Origin of the sequence: Chryseolinea lacunae (assembly GCF_016735595.1) — a bacterium.
Taxonomy (GTDB): domain Bacteria; phylum Bacteroidota; class Bacteroidia; order Cytophagales; family Cyclobacteriaceae; genus Chryseolinea; species Chryseolinea lacunae.
In genome coordinates this window covers 313,465-330,428 of the sequence record NZ_JAERRB010000001.1, presented here as the reverse complement: position 1 = coordinate 330,428, position 16,964 = coordinate 313,465, and the positions used below count along the sequence as shown (strand labels likewise).

Annotated in this window: 6 protein-coding genes; all 6 read left to right on the top strand. The window is 51.5% G+C overall.

The window, feature by feature from the left end; translation table 11 throughout:
- The first annotated feature begins 9 nt into the window (after positions 1-9).
- The 6 genes from JI741_RS01190 (at position 10) to JI741_RS01165 (ending at position 16,944) form a co-directional block, all read left to right on the top strand.
- Entirely contained in the window at positions 10-2,361 is a 2,352-nt protein-coding gene (locus JI741_RS01190; protein ID WP_202006774.1) for an ABC transporter permease, read from the top strand.
- A gap of 164 nt (positions 2,362-2,525) precedes the next feature.
- Positions 2,526-6,659, top strand: a complete 4,134-nt coding sequence (locus JI741_RS01185; RefSeq protein ID WP_202006773.1) for a hybrid sensor histidine kinase/response regulator transcription factor — start codon at positions 2,526-2,528, stop codon at positions 6,657-6,659.
- A gap of 467 nt (positions 6,660-7,126) precedes the next feature.
- The gene (locus JI741_RS01180) at positions 7,127-10,267 is read left to right on the top strand and encodes a SusC/RagA family TonB-linked outer membrane protein (protein ID WP_202006772.1); all 3,141 of its coding nucleotides are present in this window, start codon (positions 7,127-7,129) and stop codon (positions 10,265-10,267) included.
- A gap of 12 nt (positions 10,268-10,279) precedes the next feature.
- Entirely contained in the window at positions 10,280-11,959 is a 1,680-nt protein-coding gene (locus JI741_RS01175; protein WP_236675818.1) for a RagB/SusD family nutrient uptake outer membrane protein, read from the top strand.
- Positions 11,960-12,057: 98 nt separating this feature from the next.
- Positions 12,058-15,357, top strand: a complete 3,300-nt coding sequence (locus tag JI741_RS01170) for a VCBS repeat-containing protein (protein WP_202006770.1) — start codon at positions 12,058-12,060, stop codon at positions 15,355-15,357.
- A 15-nt stretch (positions 15,358-15,372) separates the two neighbouring features.
- Positions 15,373-16,944, top strand: coding sequence for a glycoside hydrolase (locus tag JI741_RS01165; protein ID WP_202006769.1), 1,572 nt, complete (start codon positions 15,373-15,375; stop codon positions 16,942-16,944).
- The last annotated feature ends 20 nt before the right edge of the window (positions 16,945-16,964 follow it).

Here is a 16,964-nt window from a genome sequence, read left to right as displayed (position 1 = left end):
TTTCGAAACATGATGAAGAACCAGGTCTTCATCATCATCAACGTGCTTGGCATGGGCATCGCCATCTCCTGCTGCATCGTGAGCTACTTTGCCTACGAATACGACAGCACCTTTGATGCTTCGCATGAGAACGGCAAGACCATCTATCGCGTCAGTGCCGTGCGAAAATTTGAAAACACCCTGACGCCCTATGGCTACGCACCGTTGCCTTTGCGCGAGGTGGTGGATAAAAATATGAAGGAGATAAATCAATCATCGCGGTATGCCGGCTCCGGCTCAACCTTCAAACGCAACGACGATCTGTTTGCGGCAAACCTTTCGTATGTGGACCCTGCGTTCTTCAACATGTTCACATTTCGTTTCATCGCGGGCACTGCATCGGATCTGAAAGACAAAGCCAATGTATTTGTGAGCGAAGAGATGGCCATTCGATTGTTTCATTCCGCCGGGGAGGCGCTGGGAAAAACCATTACGCAGGTCTATGGAAAAAATCTGAAGGAAGTGCGCATTGCCGGTGTGTTTGAAGAGCCGCCCAAGAACTCCAGTTTCTATAAGAAGGAAGGCTCCGCATACATGCCGTTCGACAATCACAAAGACGAGTACACGGAAGTTCGCGAAGACGATTGGAGAAAAGAATGCACGCTGTTTGTGCAGTTCGACAACCCCGCGCGCGTAAGCCACGTGCACCAACAGCTGCAACGATACAAAGCGAACAACAATGCCGTGCGAAGCGACTTTCAGGTAGAAGAATATACGCTCGATGTTTTTGCGACCATGGCCGATCACGACAGGGCACTAGACGTTCAGGCAAACACCTGGCCTGCGCCGCCACTCGCTGCGATTGTCGGATCCGCCATCATGAGTGTGTTCATTCTGTTGATTGCGTGTTTTAATCTTACCAACACTGCCATCGCCATAGCGTCGCGCAGATTGAAAGAGATTGGTATGCGCAAAATCATGGGGTCTCTGCGCTGGCAGCTCATCGTGCAATTCATCGGCGAAACCACGTGCATTTGTTTTCTGGCGCTGATTGTGGGTGTTGGCATGGCAGACTTGCTCGTTGAAGGTTGGAATATCATGACCGCGAACAACATTCACCTGACGCCACACTATTTTGACGATCCGTCTTTTCTGATTTTTCTGGCGTGCATGATTCTCTTCACGGGCATCCTGGCCGGAAGCTATCCTGCATTTTATATCAGCAAGTTCAGGCCGGTGAGCATACTCAAAGGCAAATTAAAACTGGGCGGCACAAATTATTTCACACGCACGCTGTTGGGTTTGCAGTTTGCCATCTCGCTCATCACCATTGTGAGCGCCATTGGGTTACTGCAGAACGCGCGCTATCAACAACAGTATGACCTGGGCTTCGATGTTCGCGGGTCCATTATTGCCTGGGTGAATGACGAGCATGAATTTAATGCCTATCGTAACGCACTGCAACAAAATCCCGAAGTGCTTTCCGTGGCCGGCGCCCAAAGCGGAATCTTTTCCAACCGGGCACACGAACCCGTGAAGCATGCTTCGTTGCACGTGGACGTAGACATCATTGAAGTGGGCGACAACTATTTGAAAACAATGGACATTAAGCTTGTGGCTGGTCGCGACTTTGTTAAAGATTCAGAAACCGATCGACGTGAATCTGTCATCGTCACACAAAAGATGGCCGACCTTTTTGGTTGGAAGAGCCCGCTGGGAAAAGAAATTGTCTGGCACGATTCGCTGAAGCTTTACGTGGTAGGTGTCGTGAAAGATGTCTATACCCAAGGACTCTGGCGTGAAATGGAACCGATGATGATCCGCTATGTGTTGCCGGAACGTTACAGTCAGATTGTGGTGAGCACAAGCATGGACCATGTCACTTCGGTGAACGCGTTTATGAATACGCAATGGAATGCACTGTTCCCGAATCGTCTGTATAACGGCTACCGTTTGTCGTCGGTGCTGCAACAGGCAAGCGCGCTCAACATGAGCATTGTGTATGGCTACAGCTTCCTGGGTGCGTTGGCGATGTTACTTTCGGCCACGGGGCTTTATACCCTGGTGTCGTTGAACCTTATCAAGCGTATGAAGGAGATGGGCATCCGGAAAATTGTAGGCGCTTCCGTGGGCAGCATCATGTGCACAGTGAATATGGAATTTATCATCGTGCTGTCTGTGGCCTCTGTTGTAGGCGCCTGGGCGGGATTCACCTGGTGCAACACCATCATGGGCACGATCTGGAAATATTACCAGGGCGTGAACGGACTAACGTTTCTGGTCTCTATTGGAATTTTATTCGCGGTAGCGCTTGTCACCATAGGCTACAAGGTGTTTGACGTAGCAACGATGAATCCCGTGAAGAGCTTGCGTGACGAATAGCCGATCGTTGATTCGGGCACAAGGCCTGATCGGGCACCGCAACTCCACACCGTCTGGCTGCCTTATTATAATAATATAGAGCGTGCAGGTTTGGGATGAGCGACAACACCCCTGCGATTGTCTTTCTTTTTTCAGTATGTTTGGAAAAAGTATTTCTGACCACCATGAGGTTGATCGCCGGTTTGTTTTTGCTGATGACATTAAGCGCTGCTGGCCAGCAGGAGCCGGAAAGTCGTGTGAAACGCTATGGCATCAAGGACGGTCTTTCGCAGGGCGTGGTGAACAGCATCACGCAAGACGATCAGGGCCTCATGTGGTTTGCCACCGAAGACGGCCTCAATCGCTTCGACGGCTATTCGTTCAAGATCTTCAAACACGACTCCGACAATTCGAAAAGCCTCGCCGACAATTTTGTCCAAAATATTTTCAAAGACTCCGAAGGTTCCTTCTGGGTATCGTCGCGCAAAGGTCTTCACCATTTTGACCGGTTGCGCGAACAATTCACGCTCTATCAACACCATCCAACAAAAGGCGGTAGCTCGTCGCCGCAAAACGATGTGAGCTTCATCACCGAAGGCAGTGCACACAATTTGTGGATCGCCTGGTATGCGGCTGGGTTTGCCTCCTTCAACAAAACAACGGGCGTGTTCACGCCCTATAACCAAATGACATTGCCGGGTCTTTCCAGCACGCAGACGCTGGCGTTGCACGAAGACAAATACGGACTGTTGTGGGTGGGCACGCAAGATGGCGGGCTCGAAGTATTTAAAGTGAGCAATGGCGTAGTGGTGAAACGGCAGGAGACCCTGTCTGACAACAAAGCATTGCCGTCGTTGAATGTGCGTTGTTTTGCCGAAGACCTTTCGGGCAACCTGTGGATTGGCACGGCCGACGGGCTGGTGCTCTACAAACGTCAGGAGAACCGGTTCTATACGTTCAACGTCAAAAGCTCGGGTATCGCGGGGGGAAACATCTTCAGCCTGTTGGCCGACCGTCACGAGAACCTATGGATTGGTGTGCAGGGCGGAGGGTTGTTTGTGCTTGACCTGCGTCAACTGACCAGCCGCGCCCCGGAAGACGTGATCATTCGTCATATCGAAAACCTGGTAGACTACGACATCTCCAAACGCACCGTGCAGTCGCTCTACGAAGACAAAGACGACAACCTGTGGATGGGCACCTTTGGCGACGGCATCTACATGAAGAGCAGTGTGAAAGAACGCTTTGTGAAAATCCAGACCAAGCAATATTTCAAGACCGCATCCAGCTTTGTGCAGTATTGCGGCATGACCTACGACCCCAATGGTTATTTATGGCTTGGCACTGAAGCCAACGGCATCTACAAATCAAAACTGAACGGCGAAACCGTGCGCCACTACACCGCCGACGGTGCAAAGGGGAGCCTCACCGACAACTCTGTGCTGAGTGCGCTGCGCGATCATGAAAACACATTCTGGTTCGGAACCTATTCGAAAGGCATTTTTCGCTATGACGAAAAGCGTGATGCATTTGTAAACTATCCGTTTGTCGGCAGTCCGTCGCAGACCGGTGGGAGAGATGTGCGGGTGATCTTTGAAGATTCCAAGAAAAACATATGGGTGGGCACGAACCGGGGTGGATTGTGTTTGCTGGACAAAGCCACGCAAACCTACCGCAATCCCCCCGGCATAAATTCGTCGTTGCAATATGGCGACATTCGCGCCATCACGGAAGACAGCAGCGGGAAACTGTGGCTGGGCCTCTATGGCGACGGCTTGCATCAGTTCGATCCCGAAACAAAAGTGAGCAAGCGTCTATTTCATCCCTCCGAAGAAGAAGACGAGTTGCACAGCAACGTGGTGTTTGCCTTGAGCATGGACCGCCAGAACAATTTGTGGATCGGCACGGGCGGCGGGGGCATTCACAGCTACGACACCCGCACCAAAACCATTAAACGCTACGACAACAAAAACGGGCTGGCCAACAACACCATCTATTCCATTCTCATCGACAACGCCGACAACCTGTGGATGGGCACCAACAAAGGCATCTCGAAATTCGAGAAAGACAAACAGCAATTCACAAACTACGACGTGAACGACGGCTTGCAGGAAGGGCAGTACAATACCGGCTCGGCGGTCTACAACGACATTGCCGGCTACATGTGTTTTGGCGGCACTATGGGCCTCAACATATTCTATCCCGAGAAGGTGATGAAAGACTTGAAGGAACCCGAGGTGATGATCTCCGGTCTTCAACTCTTTAACAAACCGGTGGAGGTGAACGCCAAAAATGAAAACGATTTTGTGTTGGATCAGGTCATCAGCCAGACGCAACACATCACCTTGAAACACGATCAATCGGTGTTCACGTTTGATTTTGTGGGATTGAACTACAGCTATCCCGAGAAGAACAAGTATGCCTACATGCTGGAGGGGTTGGATCACGAATGGAACTATGTGGGCAACCAGCGATCTGCCACTTACCGCTATCTCGGACCTGGCGAATACACCTTCAAAGTGAAAGCTTCCAACCAGGACAACACGTGGAGCGATGCCTATGCCAGTGTTGATGTCACCATTCTGCCACCCTTCTGGAGAACGCCATGGGCCTATTTGCTCTATGTGCTGGTTTTGGGTGGAATGTGCGGCACGGTGCTGCTGGTGCGGCGGAAGCAGGCCACCTTGCGCAAGCGTCTGAAAATTGAAAAGGCGCAGCGCAAGCGCGAACGGCAACGCGTGCGCGAGAAGCTCAGTTTCTTCACCGAGGTGTCGCACGAATTCCGTACGCCCCTCACGCTCATGATCGGCCCGCTCGAAGAGATGGTGATGCGCGAAGGCAACACGTCTACCGGGCGCAAGTTGAAGATGGTCTATCGCAACGCCCACAAGTTGCTCAACCTCATCAACAAACTGCTTGACTACCGCAAGATTGAAAGCGGCAACGTGGTGCTGAAGGTGAGCGAAGAGAATGTGGTCACATTCGTGGAGGAAGTATACATCACCTTCAAGGAACTGGCCTTGCGAAAAAACATCGACTTCCAGTTCATATCCGAAGTGCCCTCCATCAAAGTATGGTTTGATACCGAGAAGCTGGAAATGGCAGTCACCAACATTCTGTCGAACGCCTTTAAATACATCGGCAAGGGAAACGCGGTGAGCATAGCCGTGCAACCACACGAAGACAGGGTGGTGATCCGCGTCTCCGACAATGGCATCGGCATTCCCAGGAAACAGCTGCATAACATTTTTAACTGGTTCTATAAAGGCGACGACTCGGGGCCGATGAGTTCGGGCATCGGGCTGGCCCTGGCGAAGAAGCTGGTGCATTTGCATCATGGCGAAATTCTGGTGGACAGTGTGGAGGGAAAAGGCTCCGTGTTCAGCATCTCGCTGTTATTGGGCAAAGATCATTTCAAACCCGAAGACCTGTGCGCCCCCAAGGATTCGGAGAAATTTCTGTTTGCGCCGCACGAAGACCATGCGCCCCTGCCCACGCTGGTGCTTGCTGAATCGGAAGAAGACAACGCAGCCAAAAAAGGATTGCAAAGCGTGCTCATCGCCGAAGACGATGAAGACATCCGCGCTTTCCTGAAAGAATATTTTGAAAAACGCTACCGCATTCTGGAAGCCGACAACGGAAAAGACGCGCTGGCCCTCGCCCTCGAATATCACCCCGATCTCATCATCAGCGACATCATGATGCCCGAGATGGATGGCATCGAACTCACACACGAACTGAAAGCCAACCTCCGCACCAGCCACATTCCTGTGATTCTGCTCACGGCACGCACGTCGCACACGCATCACAAAGAAGGTATCGAAGGCGGCGCAGATGCCTACATCACCAAGCCATTCAGTCCGGAGATGTTGTCGCTGACCATCCAAAACCTGCTGCAGCTGCGCGAGAACCTCAAGCGATTCTATCGCAACCTCTTCACCCAGGCCACACCGGTGGCCGAAAGCCCGAAAGACGTGAACGGCGTGGACGAAAAGTTTCTGCATTCCATCTACGACACCCTGAAAGCCAACCTCGACAACCCGGCGTTCAACGTGAACGAACTGTGTGAAGCGCTGAGCATGAGCCGCACGCTGGTCTATAAAAAAGTGAAGATGCTGACCGGCCTCACGCCCGTGGAATACTTGCGCTCGTTGCGCATGCAGGAGGCGGCCCGTCTGCTGAAGTCACATCAATACAAAGTGTTCGAAGTGGTCTATATGGTGGGCTTCTCCGACCTCAAATACTTCCGTCAAAGCTTTGTGAAAGAGTTCGGCTACCCCCCGTCCGAATACAGCAAGAACACCGAAGGCGCCGAATGACCGGCCCGATTTTTTTGTTGAAGTCCTGCCTGAATTTTTCGAAAAGCAACGTGACGCTGGCACCCTTGTGCCCCACGGTCCCGGCCTTCGGCTGACACGCATCGTGCGCATCCTAAGCCAATTCGGGCCCATCCCCAAATGAACAACTGCCCCCCATGCTGTGGACAGCAGGGTTGGGTCGGACATTTTTAACATTTTCAGCGTTTAAATGCATCAGGAAGGCCTTTTTCGGGCCGAAACGCATCTGCCCCTCACGATTTTTCAATTTACCCCTCCTTTCAGGAAACGATTTCGGAGACTTTTATGCAAAGGTTTGCGCCACATACGAGGCCCAGGCCGGAAGTCAATAACCTTAACGCTTCTAACGCCTATGAAACGCCAATTTTTCAGTTCGGGATAGCGACGCCCTGTCGCTTTTTGAGCCCGTCGAAGAACTTAAATGATTCCCATTTCACAAACAAAACTCTATGAATCTTAAACATCTACTAAAAAGATTGCTGTCCACGGCCATGATGCTCATGACCCTCTGGGTAGCGGCGCAGGCAGCGCCCCGTGCGGTCGACATCACCATCCAGGGAAAGGTAAGCTCCTCCGATGATGGAGCAACCTTGCCTGGCGTCAACATCATCGTGAAAGGCACCAGCATCGGCACCACTACGGATGCCGATGGAAAGTATTCCATCAGCGTACCCAATGCGGAATCCGTTTTGGTGTTCACCTTCATCGGATACAAAACGCAGGAAGCCGTGGTGGGCAGCCGAACCGCCATCGACATTTCGCTTGAGTCGGACGTCGAAACCCTGTCTGAAATTGTGGTGGTTGGTTATGGCGAGCAAAAGAAAGAAACGCTCACCGGTTCCATCTCGCAAGTGAAAGGCGACGACATCGTGAAGAGTCCACAGCCCAACGTGTCTAACTCGTTGGCCGGTCGTTTTTCGGGTATCATTGCGAGTAACCGTGGTGGCGAACCTGGCTACGACGGCAGTACCTTTACTATCCGTGGTCAGGCCACAACCGGTAGCAACGACGTGCTGGTTGTTGTTGACGGTATTCCCGGACAACTCGGTGGTTTGGAACGTCTGAATCCAAACGACATTGAAAGCATCTCGATTCTGAAAGATGCTTCTGCTGCAGTGTATGGAAGCCGTGCGGCCAATGGTGTAATCCTCGTCACCACCAAGCGTGGCAAGTCGGGCAAACCAACCATTGCCTATAGCTTCAACCAGGGTTTCTCTTCACCCACGCGTTTGCCCCACATGGCCGACGCTGCTACGTATGCTACGATCCAAAACGAGATCGACTACTACACCAACAATGCCGGGGGCATGAACCAGCACTATTCGGAAGCGGAAATTCAGAAGTTCAGAGATGGATCTGATCCGTTGAATTATCCCAACACCAACTGGGCCAAAGAAACCCTGAAAAAAGTAGCCCTCCAAAACCAACACAACCTCTCCATCAAAGGTGGAACGGAAGATGTTCATTACTATGTGTCGCTGGGTAAAACACACCAGGATGGTTTGTATAAAAACGGCGCAACACAATACAATCAGTATAGCTTTCGCTCCAACATCGACGCCAACGTGACAAAGGATTTTAAAGTGTCGTTGTCGTTGTCGGGTCGCCAGGAAGATCGCAAGTATCCTACGTATGGTGCCAACGATATATTCCGCTCGATCTATCGCGCCTATCCCACCACCATCGCTACCTATCCAAACGGATTGCCGTCGACAGGTGTGGAGAACAACAACCCCGTGGTGATGGCTACCGATATGGGTGGAACAAACATGAATCCGCAAAACGTGTTTAACGGAATTCTCCGCGCAAGCTATGCGTTGCCATTTGTGAAAGGCCTTTCGATCGATGGCTTTTATTCGGTGGATAAGATCTGGAATTTTGGAAAGGTTTTCTCTCAGCCCTACACCTTATATCGCTACAACAGTGGCGATGGCACATACTCGCCCGTGGTAACCGGTGGTTCTTCCGGGCTTGGCAAAATGGTGGAGTCGCAAGACAACACCAGCATGATCACCGACAACCTGAAGCTTAACTACGAAAAACAATTGGGCAATCACTACGTGAGCGCTTTTGTAGCCTACGAGCAGAGCAAGGTGCATCGTGAAACGTTCAACGCCACACGCCTGAATTACCCCACCATCCAAACCCCTGAGCTTTCGCAAGGTGGTTCTGCGGCAACCGACCGCGACAACACCGGCAGCAGCTTCAACTATGCACGCAAGAGCTACATTGGTAAGTTGGCCTACAACTACAAAGAGAAATACCTCTTTGAAGCGCAGATGCGTATTGACGGAACATCAAACTTTCCTGCCGGACATCGCTATGGCTATTTCCCTGCCGTGTCGGCCGGATGGCGCATATCGGAAGAAGGTTGGTTTAGCAACGTAGAAGCCATCAACGATTTGAAAATTCGCGCATCCTACGGTGAACTTGGAAATGACAACGCAAACCAGATTGCTGGCAATGACAAGCTCACGCAGTTTCAGTATTTTAACAACTACTCGTTCAATAACGTGTATGTTATCGGCGGCGACAAACATCCCGGCATTGACCTGACAAAACTGGCCAACCCCGAAATTACCTGGGAGGTAGCAAAGAAAACAGACATCGGTCTGAACGCCACCGTGGCGAGAAACATTACGTTTGAATTTATCTACTTCACACAAGATCGTTCCCGTATTTTGACTCCCCGCAACGCTTCCATCCCGGGTGTGTCGGGTATCGCGAATCCCTTCAACGACAACAGCGCGAACTATGCACCGCTTGTGCCATTTGAAAACATCGGTAAAGTAAGAAGCTCGGGCTTTGAGACTACCATTGGCTACAACAAACGTCAAGGCGACTTTTGGTATGGTGCTTCTGCTAACATGACGTTGGCAAAGAGCAAGATTATCTTTATTGATGAAGCTTCCGGCACACTCGACTATCAACGTCAGACCGGCAGACCACTAAACACATACCTGCTCTACAACGCTATCGGTATCTTCCGTACACAAGCCGACATCGACTCCAATCCACACCTGGCCAATGCAAAGCTGGGAGATCTGATCTACGAGGATTATAACAAAGACGGCAAAATCACAGCCGACGATCAGGTGCGAACCGAATATGGCAACATTCCCCAAATCACATACGGTGTGAATTTGTCGGGCGGTTGGAAAAACTTCGACATTGCCCTCTTGTTTGCAGGCCAGGGTCGTGTAAATCAATATGTGTTGGCAGAATCCGGAACGGTAGGAAACTTCTACAGCACATGGGCCGACAATCGTTGGAGCCCCACCAATCCTGAAGGAAGTTATCCACGCGTAGACAACCGTGCATCATCGTCGGTGAATGGAGGTCTTTACAAAAACAACTTTTGGTTGAACAACTCTTCGTTTGTTCGTTTGAAGAACGTGTCGATTGGCTACAACGTTCCTACAACCTTGTTGTCTAAGTATAGAATCAGCGCCCTGCGTCTCTATGCCAATGCATTCAACCTGTTCACCATCACCAAAGTGAAAGACTACGATCCGGAAGGCAGCAGCGAAAGCGGTCAGTTCTATCCGCAGCAGCGCATCATCAATGTTGGTGTAAACATCCAGTTCTAAATTATGAAGACCATGAAAGTAAAATTCACATACACAATACTGGCCGGTGCGTTGGGAATTGCCGGACTGTTGTCGGCGTGTAACGGCGACCTCCTTGACGTAAAGCCAACGGACCGTATATCTGACGAAGCCATTGCTTCAGACTCATCGCTCTTCGAAGACTTTGTTATCAACCGCTACATGGGCGTTCGGCTCATGGACAAGGAAGCTGAAGGAACGCCTCCCGGTTTTGGTCGCGGTTTTGAATACGCGCTGTGGGCCTCGCTCACCGACGAAGCGATCTATAACAACGATGACAATACGTGGGTGGTTCAGCGTGGACAACTTGCGCCTGAGAACACCGGCATCGCCGGCACCCTTTGGTCAAGAAGCTATCGCAGCATTCGCGAATGTAACTATGCCCTGGCTCAGATCGGAGCCTTGAAGATGAGTGCGTCACGCAAACAACGCCTCGAAGCTGAACTTAAATTTATCCGTGCCTATCGTTATCACGACCTCATTCGCAACTACGGTTCGGTAGTGCTCATGGGTGATTTAGTGTATGCGCTCCAGGACAATCTTTCCGATCCCAAGCTGTTTCAGAAATCGACCATCGCTGAAGGATTGCAATATGTAACAACGCAGTTGGATCAGGCTGCGAGTGGTCTCCCGGCCAACAACGATTCAAACTGGAAACTGGGGCGTGCCACCAAAGGTGCAGCGCTGGCCCTCAAGTCGAGATTGGCGTTGTATGCCGCCAGCCCGTTGTATAGCGCAGGTAGCTGGCAACAGGCCGCGGATGCAGCAAAGGCTGTGATGACCCTGGGTTATTCTTTGCACGCCGACTACCGTAGTTTGTTTCAAACACCGTCGAGCGGCGAGATCATTTTTGAACGCCTCTATGCTGTAGGTGCGCGTCACGTGTGTCTCGAAATTTCGAACGGCCCCAACGGTTTTGGCGGATGGGCAGGCAACTCGCCCCTGCAAAATCTGGTGGATGCCTATGAGGTGAAAGTGGATGCCAACACGGCCGTGCCTTTCGACTGGAACAACGCTGCGCATGTGGCAGACCCTTATGCGAATCGTGACCCCAGATTTTACGCCAGCATCCTGTATAACGGTGCAGACTACAGAGGTCGCGAAATCGAAACCTTCCTGCCCGGCGGCAAAGACAGCAAAGATGGTCGCGACAACTGGAACGCGTCGAAGACCGGTTATTACCTGTTGAAGTTTTTGGACGACAAACTTCCCATCGACAATCCCTGGGATGTGGCGGGTGTGCAACCCTGGATCTACCTTCGTTATGCAGAAGTGTTGCTGAACTATGCTGAAGCACAAAACGAAGTGGCTGGCGCCGACGCCTCGGTGTATGATGCCATCAATCAGATCCGCGACCGTGCCGGCATGCCCGATCTGCCTGCTGGATTAACACAATCGGAAATGCGGGAAGCCATCCGTCGCGAACGTCAGGTAGAGTTGGCGTTTGAAGAGCATCGCTTCTATGATGTGCGTCGCTGGAAAATTGCCATCGACACCGAGAACGAACCAGCCTACGGAATCTCCATCACCAAGAATGCAGACAACTCGCTTACCTATGCGAAGAAAGTGGCCCTCGATGGACGCAAGTTTGAAGAGCAACACTATTGGCTCCCCATCCCGCGCGCTGAAATTCTTTCGTCCGGCAATCAACTGGATCAGAATCCGAACTATTAATCGTTTCAATTTTTCTTACAACAGTGTGTCCCGTCTGGGGCACACTGTTTTATCTCCCCATGCCTGTGCACTTCCCGCTTTTTCAGAGATACGTTCAGATGATGGCCAAAGGGTGGTGGACACTGTTGCCCATGTTTCTGTGGGCCTGTCAACAGCAAACGGAAACGTTGTTCACCCAGACCAACCCAACCCAAACGGGCGTGACGTTTGCCAACACCGTGGTGGAAGACGATGCCTTTAACATTCTTACCTATGAATATCTCTACAACGGCGGTGGTGTGGCCGCGGGAGATCTGAACAACGATGGAAAAATTGATTTGCTGTTTACGGGAAACGCCGTTCCCAATGCACTATACCTGAACAAAGGAAACTGGAAATTTGAAGACATTGCCGCAACCGCTGGGTTAGGAGGAAGACCGCGATGGAAAACCGGCGTGACCCTGGCCGATGTGAATGCGGATGGACTACTGGATATTTATGTGTGTTATTCCGGTCCCGGAACCGACACCGATCGTTGCAACGAACTCTTTATTAACAATGGCGGCGACACCCCAACGTTCACGGAACGCGCCGCTGAGTACGGACTGGATGCCTGTGGCACGTACTCCACACAAGCTTCCTTTTTTGACTACGACCGCGATGGCGACCTCGACATGTTTTTGTTGAACCATGCGCGGCTGACGTACAATCCTTTTTTTAATTCAAAGAAATTACGCGCCCTGCGTCATCCACAATATGGCAATCGTCTTTATCGGAACGATGACGGAAAATATCAGGATGTGAGCGCAGCGGCGGGCATACATGGCAGTGGTGTGAACTTTGGTCTCGGTGTTTCCGTGGCCGACATGAATGAAGATGGCTGGCCCGACTTGTATGTGACCAACGACTATGAAGAACAGGACTTCTTCTACCTGAACCAACGCAACGGCACCTTTCGCGAAGGGCTGAAAGAATCGTTTCGCCACATTGCCCGCAACGGCATGGGCTGTGACGTTGCCGACTATAACAACGACGGCTTGCCCGACGTGGTGGTGGTGGACATGCTGCCGGAAGACAACTTCCGCCAAAAGATATTGAAAGGGCCTGATGAATTTGATAAATACAATTTGCTGCGCGACAGTGGTTATCACCACCAGAACATGCGCAACGTGTTGCAGTTGAATATGGGCATGCGCGACAGCGTTCCCGTGTTCAGCGAAGTGGGTCAACTCGCCGGCATGTCGAACACCGACTGGAGTTGGAGTCCGCTGCTGGCTGACTATGACAACGACGGCCGCAAAGACCTCTTCATCACCAACGGCTTTTTGCGCGATTTCACCAACCTCGATTTTGTGAAGTATGTGTACCAGGACAGCCGTAAAAACGGAAAGCCTTATGAAATCGTGAAGCAACTTCCTTCCTCGCGAATCAGCAACTATCTCTTCCGGAACAACGGCGACCTCACGTTTCAAAATACAACAGAAGCCTGGGGACTTCAGGAGAAATCGATCTCCAACGGCGCTGTCTATGCCGATCTCGACAACGACGGCGACCTGGATTTGATTACCAATAATATCAATCAACAGGCTTTTCTTTTTCGGAACAATACCGATGGCCGGAGACAACATTTTATAAAAATCAAACTTAAGGGCGAGGGGGCAAACACATTTGCTATCGGTGCAAAGATTGGCATTGTGACGGATAATCAAGTTCAGGTGCAGGAGCTCTTTCCGACACGGGGTTTTCAATCGTGCATGCCCGCCGAGATTATTTTTGGTTTAGGCAACACCACCGTAGTCGACTCACTTTGGGTGATGTGGCCCAGCGGAAAAGTGTCTGCACGAACGAAGCTGAAGGCCGACACCACATTTGTGTTGACGGTTGAGGAAGCAGTTGAGAAGACTACGCCCACGCGAAAGGAAACAAGTTCATGGTTTGAAAATGAATTCGCTTTCGGCGCTGCCGACCGCTATGTGGAGAATGATTTTATAGACTATAAAATACAATTTCTGTTGCCCTATCAAGTGTCGCGCTATGGCCCCTGTCTTGCATCGGGCGACATAGACGGCGATGGAAACGATGACCTTTTTGTGGGCGGGGCCAGCGGACACTCCGGAAAACTATATCGTGGCACTGATGCGGGTTTTGTGCGATTGCCTGCTCAGCCATGGCGCGCCGACAGTTTGGGTGAAGACACCGGTGCCCTCCTGTTCGATGCCGATGGCGATGGCGACGAAGACCTTTATGTTGTTCGTGGCGGCACCGAGTTTCCACCCGAGGCTGCGCCCTTGTTACAGGATCGACTGTATGAGAATGTGGGGCACGGCAAGTTTGCTGTGGCGACAGAAGCCTTGCCACACGAAATTTCCAACGGAAGTTGCGTGTCGGCGGCAGACTATGATAAAGACGGCGACCTTGATCTTTTTATCGGTGCGCGTTCAATCCCCGGAAACTTTCCTATGCCGTCAGTCAGTTTTTTGCTGCGCAACGATTCGCAAGGCGGTGTGCTGAAGTTCACCAACGCAACACCGCAGCCATTAAGAAAGCCGGGCATGGTGACATCGGCAGTCTGGATGGACTACAACAACGACACATGGCCCGACCTGATCCTGGCTGGCGAGTTTATGCCGGTGATGGTGTTTGAAAATATGAAAGGTGTGCTCACAGACAACACCGTGACGGCCGGAACAGCGAACACAGCCGGGCTATGGTGCAGATTGATATCGGCCGATGTTGATGCCGACGGCGACCTTGACGTTGTTGCAGGCAATGCCGGATTGAACCTGTCGCTGAAGGCCACCCCAGACCAACCTATCACGCTTCACTATGGCGATTTTAACGGCGATGGAAGAATTGATCCCATCCTGTCAACCCATGTGCAGGGGAAACCCTATCCCTATCCGTCGCGCGACGAAATGCTTGAACAACTCCCCGCCTTGAAACGAAAATTCACGTCCTACGAATTGTATGCGAACGCAAAGCTGGAAGATGTGATAGGCGCGGAACAATTGAAACAAGGCAGTGTTGTTCGCGCCGTCATGCTGGCAAGCTGCATTTTTAAGAATGTGGGCAACGGAAAATTTGAAACTATGTCGCTGCCCGTGGAGGCACAATTCAGCATGAACTCGGCCATGGCCTTCGACGATTTTGATGCCGACGGTGTGAACGACATGCTGCTGGCAGGAAACTTTTATCCCTATCGGGTTCAGGCCGGACGAAGCGACGCAGGTTCAGGATTGATATTGAAAGGGGGAGGCCTTGGAAAATATACACCCACGCTGTTTCCGGCCACAGGATTTTATGCACCGGGCGATGTTCGCGCGCTGGCAGTGTTGAAAACAAAAACAAACGAACGCAGGGTTGTGCTGGGCGTGAACGACGGCGTGCCCCTGGTGTTCCGGTATAAAACTAAACAATGATCCAAAATCATACTCATGAAGAACGTGTTACAAATGCGATTTAAAAACCTGTTTTTGCTGCTGGCGATAGTGGCTGGTGGTTGTTCGAAAAGCGAATCCGATCAATCGGTTGTCGGCGCAGAAGCAACGGTCATCACCATCGATGTGTCGGACCGCAAACAAACCATCCGAAATTTTGGATCTTCCGATGCCTGGGCCTGCAACTTTCTGGGCACATGGCCCGACGAAAAACGAAATCAAATGGCCGACTGGCTTTTTAGCAACGCGGTGGATGCCGAGGGAAAACCGTTGGGCATAGGCCTCTCGTTGTGGCGCTTCAACATCGGTGGCGGCAGCGCAGCGCAAGACAACATTGGCGACGAGTGGCGAAGGGCCGAAGGCTTTTTGCAAAGCGACAAGTCTTATGATTGGAGCAAGCAAGCCGGGCAACAATGGTTTTTGAAATCGGCCAAGCAACGTGGTGTCAATCTGTTTGTGGGATTCACCAACAGCCCGCCCGTGCAACTGACGAAGAACGGCAAAGCATTTTCAAGCGACGGCGAACATGCCAACATCGGCAAGGAGAACTATGTGCCGTATGTGAAATTCTTATCGAACGTGGTGAAACATTTTGAGAAAGAAGGCATTGTGCTAAACTACCTCAGCCCTTTTAACGAACCCCAATGGGATTGGACAGGCAGCAACCAGGAGGGCACACCCTACACCAACCAGGAAGTGTATGACATCACCACAAAATTGGATTCCGTGATCACGGCCGATCACCTGCCATCCAAAATCCAGATCGCAGAAGCTGCCGCCATGAACTACCTCTATGAAAATGGCGACAAGCCCACGCGCGGGAATCAGATCGAGGATTTTTTCCTGCAATCCTCGTCGCGCTATTTGGGTGGACTGCCCTCGGTCGACAAGATGATCTCTGCGCACAGCTACTTCACGTCGGCGCCGGTTGATGTGATGATTAAGGTACGTGAAACCGTGCAGCAAAAAATGAAGACCGCGTCGGTGCCGTTGGAATTCTGGCAAACTGAATATTGCATTCTGGGCGATAAGGAAGAAGTGCCCGGCCCGGGAAAAGACACCGGCATGGTTCCCGCGTTGTATGTGGCCCGCCTCATCCATCACGACCTCACCGTGGCAAACGCTTCGGCCTGGCATTGGTGGACATCGATTTCTGTCTATGACTACAAGGACGGACTTATCTATGCAGACAAAAACAAAGCGAACGGCAACATCGAAGACACAAAGCTGTTGTGGGCTTTTGGAAACTACAGCCGGTTCGTTCGTCCCGGCGCGGTGCGCGTGGGGGTGTCGTCGTCTACGGGTGATGTCAGCAACCCGAAGGGCCTGATGGTCTCATCCTACATCAACGAAGCAGACAAAACGGTGGTCACCGTCATCATCAACTATGCAGACCTTGATACTTCCATCAAGCTGGCGTTGAAGGGAAAACAGATTGCGTCGTTGCAGCCGTATATCACCGCGGGAAAAGCCGATGAAGACCTGAAGCCCCTGGCAAAGGTGAGCGGCGATGAAGCCATCATTATCCCCAGGAAATCGATCGTGACGTTGGTAAGTGAGCTTCCTTAAATTTATAAAACGCAATTCAG